This window comes from Actinomadura rugatobispora (assembly GCF_055379765.1).
In genome coordinates this window covers 5,016,245-5,027,545 of the sequence record NZ_AP029191.1, presented here as the reverse complement: position 1 = coordinate 5,027,545, position 11,301 = coordinate 5,016,245, and the positions used below count along the sequence as shown (strand labels likewise).

The window sequence follows — 11,301 nt, the reverse complement described above, 5'->3', positions numbered from 1 at the left end:
ACGGCCGCGAGAGCGCTCACTGCCCACGCGAGCGCCCTGGACCCGCCCGGGAGAGCCCGTACCCCTCCTAGAGCGCCTGGAGATCAAGAGGAGTGCCATGTGTGCCGCAGGGCGGCCTTACGGGACGCTCGGCGCGCCCAGGGCCCCCGCCGCCCCCGGACGACGACGGCCCGCATCACCGCAGTCGGGGCGCGCGGCCCACCCTCGCGGCCCTGCCGTCCGCAGGACCTCAGCGGTCGCAGGCACCGGCGACCGCCGAAGAGCGCGCGGGCCTCGTCCGCCGAACGGCCCCACCGGGCACATGCGTCAGGTGAAAACCAGTTGCCGGCCGACATGGCCGGATGTTTCGCTAGTAAGACATGGCAACTCACCATGTACCGGACCCGCGACAGACCGCGGAGCTCGCGGAGCACATCCGCCTCTACAGCGCGGCCTACGGCACGTCCGCGGAAGAGCTCGACCGTCTCTACGAGGACCGCGCTCTCCTCGTTCCCCGTCCAGGACACCCCGTCACCGGTTCTGAACGCCTCGCAGCCCACCGCCACATGATCGGCATGGGCACCACCCTGGAAGCCAGGCCCCGCCACACCTACGTCGTGGACGACATCGCCCTCCTCGTCGTCGACTGGACGATGAAGGGCACCACCCCTGACGGCCAAGGCTTCCAGTACGACGGAACGGCCGCCGATGTGGCCCGCCAGGGGCGAGACGGCCGCTGGCGCTACGTCATAGACAACCCCTTCGGCACAGCCTCCTGAGCCCCGCTAAGGCCGTCCAGAGCACCCCACACCAGCCTCAGCCCAAGCCGACAGCCATCAAGCCACCACCCCTCCAGCAGACGCCAGAGCCGAGGCCAGCCCAAGGCAACCAGCCAACAAGCCTCCCCCCCTCCAGCAGACACCGGAGCCGAGGCCCACCCAAGCCGACGAGCCATCAAGCCTCCGCCCCTCCGCCGATGCCGGAGGGGCGGCCCACTCAAGGCGAGCGCCGATCAAGCCTCTGTTCCCTCTGGCAGATCCCGGAGCCGAGGCCAGCCCAAGCCGACCAGCCAACAAGCCGCTGCCCCTCCAGCAGACGCCGGAGGGGCAGAAGCGGAAGGGCGAGAAAGAAAGATCGCGGCCGCCCGGTCGGGCGGCCGCGATCTTTGTGTCGGGTCGGTTCTCCGGTCCGTCAGGAGATCGGAGGAGGTTCTCCCGCGGCGGGCCAGCTCATCCGGATCTGCATGCCCTTGGGGGTGGAGGAGAAGTCCACGTCGTCGGCGAGGCTCGCGATCACGGCCAGGCCGAGTTCGGCGGTGTCATCACCCCACACCTCGTCGAACGCCTCGTCCGGACCACTGACCTCGGGCAGGCCGGCCGTCTCGGCGAGGCCGCCGGCGGCGTCGTCCTCGGGGACGGCGTCGCTGACGACGACTTCGAACCGGTGGCCTGCGCCACTCAGTTCCAGCCGCACCGGTTCGTCCGGGCAGCGCCTCCGGTGCGCCTCCACGGCCCGGGAGCACGCTTCACCGACCGCCAGCCGAACCTCGTCCAGCAGGGCCTCGGCCACTCCGCTGCGGCGGGCCACGGCGGTGACGATCAGCCGGGCCGTCCGGACGTGGACGGGTAGCGCGCTGAAAGAGAGCTCAACGGTCGCCATGTCGTCCGCGTGCCGCTACTTCGCGCCCTTGCGCTTTTCCTCGGCCTCGGCGATCGAGTCATGGATGCCGAAGACCTTGGTCAGCCCGGTGATGCGGAAGATCTTGAGGATGCGCTCCTGGGTGCACACCAGCTCCAGGGAGCCGTCGTGCGCACGCACCCGCTTCAACCCGCCGACGAGGACGCCCAGGCCCGTGGAGTCGAGGAACTCGACCTTTTCCATATCCACGAGCAGGTGGAACTTCCCCTTGTTGACCAGATCGATGAGCTTCTCACGAAGCTTCGGCGCCGTGTAGACGTCGATCTCGCCCTCCACGGTGATGACCGTGAGGCCATCTTCGGTGGTGCGGTCGTTCACCTTCAGGTCCACAGATCCTCCAGCGCCCTACAACTCACTGTGCTCTCGGAGCCGCCGCACCGCCGGGACGCCCTGCGGCGACGGAACTCCGCCCGTGATTCAACCACGCTCCGGCGTCGCTTACGCAGATAATCGCCCACTCGGGCGAAACTTCGCGCCATCCCGCTGACCTGCTGTTCCACCGGTCATGGCAGGGGGTACGGAGCCACCGGCGCCGGGGCGTTCCCGTTGTTCTGCCCAGGCTGGCAAACTGAAAACCTGATGGCCGTCCAAAGATCTTCTTCTCCCCTGGACCGACTGCTCGCCGACCCCACGCGCCGTGGACGCATCACCCATGTGGAGAGCGTTCCCGCACGTCAGGGGCGTCGTGCGGGCTGGCCTGACTGGGCGCCGGGGCTGCTGGTGGAGCGGCTCGCGGCGGCCGGGATCGAGGCTCCCTGGGAGCATCAGGCCACGGCCGCCGAGCACGCCCGCGCTGGCCGTTCTGTGATCATCGCCACTGGCACCGCGTCCGGGAAGTCGCTGGCCTACCTGCTGCCCTCGGTCGCCGCGATCTACGAGGAGGACGCGCGGCGCGAGGGCACTGTGCTCTATCTCGCACCGACGAAGGCTCTGGCGGCGGACCAGTTGCGCGCGCTGAGGGGGCTGCGCCTGACCCGTGTGCGCGCGGCGACGTACGACGGCGACACCCCTCGGGACGAGCGCGCCTGGGTGCGGCAGCACGCCAACTACGTCCTGACCAACCCGGACATGCTCCACCGCTCGATCCTGCCCGCCCACGCGCGCTGGACCTCGTTCCTGAGGCGACTGCGCTACGTGGTCATCGACGAGGCCCACGGCTACAGGGGCGTGTTCGGCTCCCACGTGGCCCAGGTGCTGCGCAGGCTCCGCCGGGTGTGCGCCCGTTACGGGGCCGAGCCCACCTTCGTCCTGGCCTCGGCCACCACTTCGGAGCCCGCCGCCACGGCCTCCCGCCTGACGGGCCTGGACGTGGTCGCGGTCCATGACGACGCCTCGCCGCGCGGCCCCGCAACCTTCGCGCTGTGGGAACCGCCCCTGACCGAGTTGCGCGGTGAGCGCGGCGCCCCCGTCCGCCGTACGGCGACGGCCGAGGCAGGGGACCTGCTGGCCGACCTCGTGGTCGAGGGGGTGCAGACCCTGGCCTTCGTACGGTCTCGCCGCGGCGCCGAGTCGGTGGCCCTCGGCGCCAAGCGCGCGCTGCACGAGGCGGCGCCCGAGCTGGCCGACCAGGTGGCGGCCTACCGGGCCGGGTACCTGCCCGAAGAGCGGCGTGCCCTCGAGGACGCCCTGCGCTCGCGCTCCATCATCGGGTTGGCCAGCACCAACGCCCTCGAACTAGGCGTGGACGTCTCGGGCCTCGACGCCGTCGTCGTCTGCGGCTGGCCCGGGACACGCGCCTCCCTGTGGCAGCAGGCCGGCCGCGCGGGCCGTTCAGGGCAGTCGGCCCTCGCGGTCCTGGTCGCCAGGGACGACCCCCTGGACACCTTCCTCGTCCACCACCCGGAGGCCATTTTCGGCACCCCGGTGGAAGCGACCGTCCTCGACCCGGACAACCCCTACGTCCTCGAACCGCACCTGTGCGCGGCGGCCTCCGAGCTACCGCTCACCGAGGCCGACACAGAACTCTTCGGGCCGTCCACCCGAGACCTCCTACCCGACCTCGTACGCCGCGGTTTCCTACGCCGGCGCCCCGCGGGCTGGTACTGGACGCGCCGCGACAAGGCCACCGACCTGGCCGACATACGCGGCGCCGGAGGCACCCCCATCCAGGTCGTGGAGGCCCTGACGGGCCGCCTGCTGGGCACGGTGGACGAGGCGTCGGCCCACACCACCGTCCACGAAGGCGCCGTCTACATCCACCAGGGCGAGTCGTACCTCGTCCAGACCCTCGACCTGGACGACTCCGTGGCCCTCGTGGAAGCCGCCGACCCCGACTACTCGACCACCGCCCGCGACATCACCGACATCAGCATCGTCGAACGCCTCCGCTCCACCGCCTGGGGCGAGGCGACCCTCTCCTACGGCACGGTGGACGTGACCCGCCAGGTCGTCGCCTACCAGATGCGCCGCCTCCAGACCGGCGAGATGCTGGGCGAGAAGCCACTGGAGCTCCCGCCCCGCACCCTCCGCACCCGCGCCGTCTGGTGGACGCTCTCCGAAGCGCAGATCGAGAACCTGGGCGACCTCGACCTCGCCGGCTCCGCCCACGCCGCCGAACACGCCTCGATCGGCCTGCTCCCCCTCTTCGCCACCTGCGACCGCTGGGACATCGGCGGCGTCTCCACGGCCGTCCACCCCGACACGGGCCTGCTCACCGTCTTCGTCTACGACGGCCACGAAGGAGGCGCGGGCTTCGCCGAACGCGGCTACGCCGACGCCTCCGAATGGCTCCGCGCCACCAGCGACGTCATCACCGCCTGCGAATGCGCGTCAGGCTGCCCGTCCTGCATCCAGTCGCCCAAGTGTGGAAACGGCAACGACCCCTTGGACAAGCAAGGCGCCCTCATCCTCCTGGCAGAACTCCTGCGACAGGCCCCTGACCGCTAGGCCTCTGGACGACTGCCCAACACAAGATCCCACGCGAATCTCCAAGGCGAAGCCTGGCCGCGCCCCAGAAACCAAGCCCCCCGCCGCAGGCCTGACCGTCCAAGACCCATCGCCGACCCCAAAACGACACCCCTGGCCAGACTCCATCCGCCCGAGTCCCGCTGTCCATGCCGGACTACGGCCTCTCCGCGGTACAAGGGTCCCGCCACGGCCGACTCCATAGCCGCCCCGATGGGCAGCGATGGGGGCGCCTTCGAGGAACGCACATCAACTGCCCCAAGGCCATCCCTCTCGAACGTCACCTTGGACGTTCCTCCACGTCTTCGGCTCCGACCAGAGCTAACGCCCTCACAACCTCGGCCCGCCCCTGAATCGCCCACAGGACTAGGGCTCCGAGAGAAACTCCACACCTGGCCCGAGACCGCAACGGCTCGACCGCCTACTGACCACGTCCGCTGGGACGACCCCAACCCCAAGGTGCGAAACTCGCACGTGGCATCGCCCGAGAAACGCGCACCACATGGGCCAACCACCAATGGAACGCTGTTCACTTCGCGCCGTTCGACCAACCTGGACCTTCGGCCGCATCCTCTGAACTACGCGACAGGGGCGTTGCGTGGCGCGTTGCGCCGAGCCTGCGCAAGCTCCCGCTGCAGCTGCCGCTTCTCCAACTCCAGCGTCTGCATCGACTCCGCGTGCTCGTCTCGAAGGTCGCGCAGCTCGCGCCGGATCCCCACCGCCCGCTTGAACCCGAGCGCCGCGACCGTGACACCCGCCATGAAGACGATCGCCACCACCGCACCGGCCATGAAGACCTGCCACTCCTCGGTGACACCGGGAACCTCGTTCCCGAACGACGTCAATCCGGCCGCTTCCGAGTTCCCCATGACCACGGCCGCACCGGCCACAACGGCGGCGACGGCCAGCACCAGTCCCAAGAAGATCATACGGAGGGTCTCCTCTCCGGATTCCGGGCACACCGGGAGATCTCAGCTGGCAAAGGAGCCTAAACCCTCCCCATTCCAAAACACCACCCCCACCAGACACGCATCCCCCGCACGCGGCCCTAAAACGCGCACGCTCACGGCCGCCGCCCAACCTCAACAGGCTGACTCAACCAAAGCTCTGCCCACACTGAAGCGAGCTCACCTGCGCGACACTCCACCCCACCCCTCCCGCCATCCAGGGACATCGTCACCGGAGCCACGTCGCGGCGACGCGGCATCCAGCGCGGCCAAGATCGTCATGGTGGTCCTAGCCCTACCCTCGAAGTGGAGTTCGCCTTATCGGCGCGACACCACAGGCGTACCTAGCGTTATCCCATGAACAATCACCGCCGCCGCAACCGCCGCCTGACCACCATCGTCACCCTCAGCGCCCTCGGGCTGCTGGGCGCCCTTGTCGCCCCCCAGGGAACGCTCGCGGCACCGCCCTCGTCATCCACCGACACCCTCCAGCAGGGGCTCGACTCGCTGGTGCACAAGAACGGGTCCCCGCCGCGCTCGCCTCGGTAACCGGACAGGACGGGCGCGTGCGCCACTACACCGCTGGCGCCGGTGACCTGAAGACCCAAGGCAGGGTCCCGGTGCGCATCGGCAGCAACACCAAGACCTTCACCGCCGTGACCGTCCTGCAAACTGGTCGGCGAGGGCAAGCTCGAGCTGGACAAGCCGATCGAGACCTACCTGCCCGCGGAACCGGAAGACGGAACCGGAACGCGGAACCGGAACGCGGAACCGGAAGGGGAAACAGGGAACCGGAAGGTGGGAGTGGAAGGGGAGCACCGTCTCGGCCGGGATTTGGGACGACAACCCAAGCTCACAAGGCCACCAGACCTGCCCACCAACAGGGCCGCCGTGCTGCGCCTTACTTGCGGCGGCGGCCTCGGGAGTTGGCGTGACGGCCACGACCGTCGACCGGCTCACGTCGGGGGCCGCCGCTACCTGGCTGAGCGATTCGCACGCTCACGCCACTGGAGCCGCGCGCTGACGTGCCGGGACGCCGTCCACCCCTCGGCGCGGACGCGGAACCCTGTCGGGAACTCGTGTCACCCCTGCGAGCTGCCGTCGTCCGGGCGGGCTTGCCGCCGCTTGCCGCCGCCAAGGGCACCGCGAGCTCGCTCGTCTTGGCGACCGCCTCGGCCCGTGCGATCTGCTCTCGGGCATTGCGGACCCGTGTGCGACCGCTGCCGCCCCGTGCCGTGCGAGCGGCCTTGCCTTGAGCGCTCACTCCGGCCTGCGCGACGCGCAGGCGCCTGGTCCACGTTCCCAGGTGAGCCGCGACGACGAGCAGGACCAGGGCGATGCCCACGCTCTTGCCCCACTGGAGGCTGTCGATCGCAGAGGCGTTCTCCGCCTTCGGTGACATCTGGTTGGCCACCTGCGGGGTCGGATAGGTGAAGCCCGGAGCGGCGCCGTCAGGCTGGACGGAGGGCAGGGTCACCGGCGACTCGTTGTTGAACGGCCTCAACGGTGCCGTTCCGCTCGGAGGGGCGGCGCCCGGTGCCGCGGGCGGAACCGATCCCAGCGAACCCGAGCCGGACCCGCTGCCGCTGCCGACCGAGGCGCTGGTCGCCGCGATACCCGAGGAGACCGAACCGCCCAGGCCGTCAGGACGCTTGGCACGCACCTTCACCGGGATCGAGCCACTGGCGCCGGACGGGATGCTCAGCGTCGTGGTGCAGTTCGTCCCCGAACAGAGAGAGCCGGCCGACCCGCTCTTGGAACCGGCCGAACCGGCGCTCACGGTATAGCCCGAGATGTCGTCCTCAAGGCCGAGGTTCCACTGCACGACGAGCTTGCCGCCCGATGCCTTCGCCGACACCCCGCTGGGCTGAGCCGGCGGGATCCGCACCGTGAAGGTGTTCGAGTCGTACACGTGGCCGGTGATGCCGCCCTTCATGTACACGGTGTACCGGCCGTTGCGGCGGAGCGGAATGGACGCCGACATGTCGCCCGCAAGGTTCCGCTTGGTCAGGAACGTGTCGCCCGACCCCGGAATGTTGGCACGCAGCTGCATGTCCACGGCGAAGTCGAAATGGGCGCGGGCGGTCACATTGGATCCGCTCGTGATCACCGCACCGTTCTGGGGAGCGAGCACCGTCGTCGCCGCCGCCTCGGCGGGCACCGACGCACCGAGAACCGGGAGGCCCATCGCAAGCGGTGCCGCCAGCATGAGTGCACCAGTCCTGCGAATCCTTGTCACGGCCTCATTCCCTTCATCGAACGCCCGACCGACCGCGTCGCGCTCAACCCTTGGGGAGCGGAGGCGAGTGGCCGTTGCAGTCGCCGTGTCGAGTGGTACCTGTGCGCTTACGGCAGGGTAACGTACCACCTGGTAGCAAGAGTCATCCGATGGTGACAAAAATCCAGCCGATACGGCTCACCCTCCGAACACCTATTGACGCCCAGTACAACGAACATGGGCCGTCAGGGTACGCTTTCGCGCTCCACAGGACCAGCCCTCGCCCGCGAGACGACGTCCAGCCCGCGGACCGGCCCTCTCAGCACCATCGCCACCGAGACCTCGGCGACACGGTCACGTACCGAGCAGGCCGACAGGCGGCCACCCGATTTCCTCACCGCCTCGGCCGCCGCCTTGCAGGCCACCTCAGTCCCCTCCGGCGCCCGCGCCGCCGCCCCGAGGGCCGCAAGGTCAGCCGCAGCATCTGCGCGGTGCCGTGTCACACGCGCCGCCCCCACCGTCATGGCCGCGACCCCCACCACCCAGACCAGCGCCATGCACGCCACCACCCAAACCACCCCCGCCCCCCGATCATCGCTCAGCGACACATCTCGTCCCCTCCCAACGAACACCCCCACACCCCCTCCCGACTCACGGACCTACTCCTCACGCACGGACCCAGCCGTGTCTCACTTCCAGGACCATTCGGCCGAGGGCCCAGTGCACTTTGCCGCAGCGGTCATGAACACCTCCCTCCTGTCGGCTCTCGCTCACGCCGAACTACGCAACGTCCGTGCCGGCACCGCCACGCGAGGCATGGGCCGCATGCCGTGGTCGCCAACTCCGGGTTCCGTGACCGCAGTCGCGCGAACTCGGATCACGAGCGGTGGGAGATCCGCGCTTGCGGGCGCTTCGACCGGGGCGGCGATCTCGACACGGGTGCTTTGCGCATCTCGATAGACGCGTACTGAAGCTCCGGCAGGCAAGGAGCGGGCGACGCGTGCTCGTACCACGTCTATGGGCTCTCCACGGGCAGCCGCTCTGGCCCCACTCCGCGCAGCGTCCGTGCAGGCGATCTGCGTAGAGGCGGCGACCACGCCCCAGATGGATAGGGCCATGACCAGTACGAGCGCCGGCAACGCGACCGCGATCTCCGCCGTCACCATCCCCCGCTCCCGGTCGGCGCGACCTCTCACCCGACCTGCTGCAGAGCGTTCTTGACCGCGGCTAACAGCAAGCCTTTGACGTCCGAGCCGGTCATGACCTTGAGCAGCACGCCCGCGAACGCCACCGCGGCCAGCATTCCGACCGCGTACTCGGCCGTCGACATCCCGAGATCCCTCGCTTCGCTTCGCCATCGCCGCACCACCGCCGTTCTGGCCCATGGCCGCGCCAGCTTCGCCATGAAGCGCATACACGCTCTCCTTTCGCCTTGCGGGCACCGATCGGCGCCAACATCAAGCCTGCAGACTTCGCGAGGCCGGCAACAGGCGAATCACGTTCTGTGGATAACGGGTCATCCAGCCGAGCGAGGGCCGTGACCAGCTAACACAGGCTCAGCCCACCGTCCCGCCGTCCCGCCGTCTTGCCGTCTTGCCGTTCCGCTGGCCCGTCCAGCCCGCTTCTGGGCGACCGGCCATTCAACGCACTCTCGTCAAGGTGAGCTCGCCCTCGGGAAGCCTCTGAACGGGACATCCGAAAACAAATTGATCTTCATGTGTGCGTCCGAGAAGCTGCCCGCCAGACTGTCTCGGCCTGGCAAGCGGGGCGTTCGGTCACGGAACGGAGGTCAGGGCCGTGTGGTATCCGAAAATCCCGCAGCGGTTCGGCGATGGACCGTTGCCCGGCGGGACCTGGGTGGCCGAAGAGAAGGTGCACGGCGCCCATCTCGCGTTGGTCAGCGACGGCCGGACGGCGCGGGCCGCCGGGCGACGCGGGCTGTTGGACGAGGATCGGCTCGAGACGTTCTTCGGGGTAACGCGGCTGTGGCCGGTACTGGCGACAGCGGCGGCGGCAGCGGCCCGGGCTGCCGGACAGGACGTGATCTTGTTTGGGGAACTGGCCGGCGGAGGCTATCCGCACCCGCAGGTACCGCCGGTCAAGGACATCGGCCCGGTGCAGACCGGCGTGTGGTACAGCCCTGACCTGGTCTGGCTGGCGTTCGACGGCGCCGTCGGCGCATCACCCGGCCAGCGCTGGATGAGCCGCGCGGAACTGGCAGACCTCGTGGCCGGTGTGGGCTTGGGATGCGTGCCGCTGGTGGGTCAAGGCCAGCGGCAGAAGCTAAGAGAGCTGACGGTCGACTTCCCGACGCTGGTCTCCAACGCGCTGGGCCTTCCCGAACTGCCCGGCAACCGCGCCGAAGGCTACGTCCTCAAGCCCGCCAGCTCCTGGGATACGAGCGAACTGGGACCACGGCCGGTTCTGAAGGTCAAGCATCCCGACTTTGCCGAGGACGCCCGCTACAGCGGCGCCCGGCCGTTCGTGCCACCGCCCGGCGGAGTGACGGGAGTGCCGGCTTGGCTGTTGGCGGCTGCAGTAGAGCGCCTCACCCCGCCGCGAGTGGACGGGGCCCGCAGCAAGCTCGGCCCAGCCGCTGACACCGCCGCATTGGCCACCGAGGTGGTGGCCGACCTGCTCGCCGACCTCGATGACGACCTGGGCGGCCTGCCCGAGTCCGATCGTCAACGCCTGGCCGCCGCGCTCATGCCGGCAGCCCGCGCACTGTCCACATTTCACCACCGCTGAAACAGCCCTACTTGGCCGAGGCATCAACGCGCAGCGATGCGAACGAGTTCTGGGTCGCTTGAGCTAGGCGAACGAGGTCCCCGCAGATTTAGCCACCCCCTCGCCAAGGACGGGACCGCGGAACGCTACATCGGTTGCCGGGGGACGGGGTCACGATGGCAGGAGGATCGTGGAGGCTACTCCGGCGATGGCCGGCACCACTCCGAGAAGCACGAAGGCAGGGAGGAAGCAGGCACCCATGGGTGCCAACGCCTTGATTCCTGCGGCGCGGGCACGCGTGGCGGCGGCCGTCCGGGCGTTCCGCCGTTGGTCACGGGCAAGCCGAGCAAGTGCAGTCGCGGGTGCGGCGCCGCTTTGTACGGCTCGGACCGCGGTACGGGCGAGAGGTGCCAGCGCCGGGTCTTGGGTGAGAGCGAGCCAAGCATCGGCGGGGTCGGCGCCCAGCCGGATCTGAACGGCGACCCTGTTCAACTCGTGGCCCAGCGGACCACCGACGGCACCGGCAACGGCTTCCACTGCTTCGCTCCACGGTGTGCCGCCGCGCAGGCAGGCGGCAAGCAGGTCCACCGCGATGGGAAGGTCCGCGACCAACCTCGCGTGGCGCTTCCGGTGCTCCATACGCTCCGCGCGGTTGAACGCACGATAGACCGTTGCCATGGCTGCGAGCCCGACCATGGCTCCGGCCAGTCCACCGACGCATACTGCGCAGCTCACGCAGACCAGGGCCGAGGTGAGGCGACGGAGCCGTTCTTTGCGGGGGCCATCTTTCAGGCTGCTCTCTGCTGTTGGCCCCTGGGGTGGCGGCAG

At 69.5% G+C, this 11,301-nt stretch carries 12 protein-coding genes; 4 read left to right on the top strand and 8 right to left on the bottom strand.

Translation table 11 applies throughout. The features are described from left to right. Positions 1-359: 359 nt before the first annotated feature. Positions 360-758 carry a YybH family protein gene (locus tag ACZ466_RS22240; protein ID WP_378284896.1) on the top strand — a complete coding sequence of 133 codons (399 nt, stop codon included), beginning with the start codon at positions 360-362 and terminating at the stop codon, positions 756-758. 412 nt (positions 759-1,170) lie between these two features. On the opposite strand, the gene ACZ466_RS22235 is transcribed toward ACZ466_RS22240, so the two are convergent. Continuing rightward, complete coding sequence (locus ACZ466_RS22235) at positions 1,171-1,638, bottom strand: ATP-binding protein (protein WP_378284895.1); 468 nt, start codon at positions 1,636-1,638, stop codon at positions 1,171-1,173. A gap of 15 nt (positions 1,639-1,653) precedes the next feature. Then, positions 1,654-2,007 (bottom strand): STAS domain-containing protein, encoded by a 354-nt coding sequence (locus ACZ466_RS22230; RefSeq protein ID WP_344594590.1) that lies wholly within the window; start codon positions 2,005-2,007, stop codon positions 1,654-1,656. A gap of 249 nt (positions 2,008-2,256) precedes the next feature. Here ACZ466_RS22230 and ACZ466_RS22225 point away from each other — a divergent pair, with 249 nt between their 5' ends. Next, the gene (locus ACZ466_RS22225) at positions 2,257-4,563 is read left to right on the top strand and encodes a DEAD/DEAH box helicase (RefSeq protein ID WP_378284893.1); all 2,307 of its coding nucleotides are present in this window, start codon (positions 2,257-2,259) and stop codon (positions 4,561-4,563) included. 596 nt (positions 4,564-5,159) lie between these two features. Here the strand turns inward: ACZ466_RS22225 and ACZ466_RS22220 are convergent. Continuing rightward, positions 5,160-5,510 carry a hypothetical protein gene (locus ACZ466_RS22220; protein WP_378284891.1) on the bottom strand — a complete coding sequence of 117 codons (351 nt, stop codon included), beginning with the start codon at positions 5,508-5,510 and terminating at the stop codon, positions 5,160-5,162. 375 nt (positions 5,511-5,885) lie between these two features. Between ACZ466_RS22220 and ACZ466_RS22215 the strand changes: the two genes are divergently transcribed. Beyond that, positions 5,886-6,077 carry a hypothetical protein gene (locus tag ACZ466_RS22215; protein ID WP_378284890.1) on the top strand — a complete coding sequence of 64 codons (192 nt, stop codon included), beginning with the start codon at positions 5,886-5,888 and terminating at the stop codon, positions 6,075-6,077. A gap of 352 nt (positions 6,078-6,429) precedes the next feature. On the opposite strand, the gene ACZ466_RS22210 is transcribed toward ACZ466_RS22215, so the two are convergent. From ACZ466_RS22210 to ACZ466_RS22195, 4 genes are all read right to left on the bottom strand, one after another. Further along, positions 6,430-7,737: a hypothetical protein gene (locus ACZ466_RS22210; protein ID WP_378284889.1), complete on the bottom strand. Its 1,308-nt coding sequence runs from the start codon at positions 7,735-7,737 to the stop codon at positions 6,430-6,432. Positions 7,738-7,991: 254 nt separating this feature from the next. Further along, the gene (locus ACZ466_RS22205) at positions 7,992-8,354 is read right to left on the bottom strand and encodes an Rv3654c family TadE-like protein (protein ID WP_378284888.1); all 363 of its coding nucleotides are present in this window, start codon (positions 8,352-8,354) and stop codon (positions 7,992-7,994) included. 162 nt (positions 8,355-8,516) lie between these two features. Beyond that, a complete protein-coding gene (locus tag ACZ466_RS22200; protein WP_378284887.1) occupies positions 8,517-8,912 on the bottom strand; it encodes a TadE family type IV pilus minor pilin in 396 nt (131 codons plus the stop codon). 26 nt (positions 8,913-8,938) lie between these two features. Beyond that, positions 8,939-9,160 (bottom strand): DUF4244 domain-containing protein, encoded by a 222-nt coding sequence (locus ACZ466_RS22195; protein ID WP_378284886.1) that lies wholly within the window; start codon positions 9,158-9,160, stop codon positions 8,939-8,941. A gap of 383 nt (positions 9,161-9,543) precedes the next feature. Between ACZ466_RS22195 and ACZ466_RS22190 the strand changes: the two genes are divergently transcribed. After that, complete coding sequence (locus tag ACZ466_RS22190) at positions 9,544-10,494, top strand: RNA ligase family protein (protein WP_378284885.1); 951 nt, start codon at positions 9,544-9,546, stop codon at positions 10,492-10,494. 150 nt (positions 10,495-10,644) lie between these two features. Here ACZ466_RS22190 and ACZ466_RS22185 read toward each other — a convergent pair whose 3' ends face one another. Further along, a complete protein-coding gene (locus ACZ466_RS22185; RefSeq protein WP_378284884.1) occupies positions 10,645-11,151 on the bottom strand; it encodes a type II secretion system F family protein in 507 nt (168 codons plus the stop codon). Positions 11,152-11,301 lie beyond the last annotated feature (150 nt).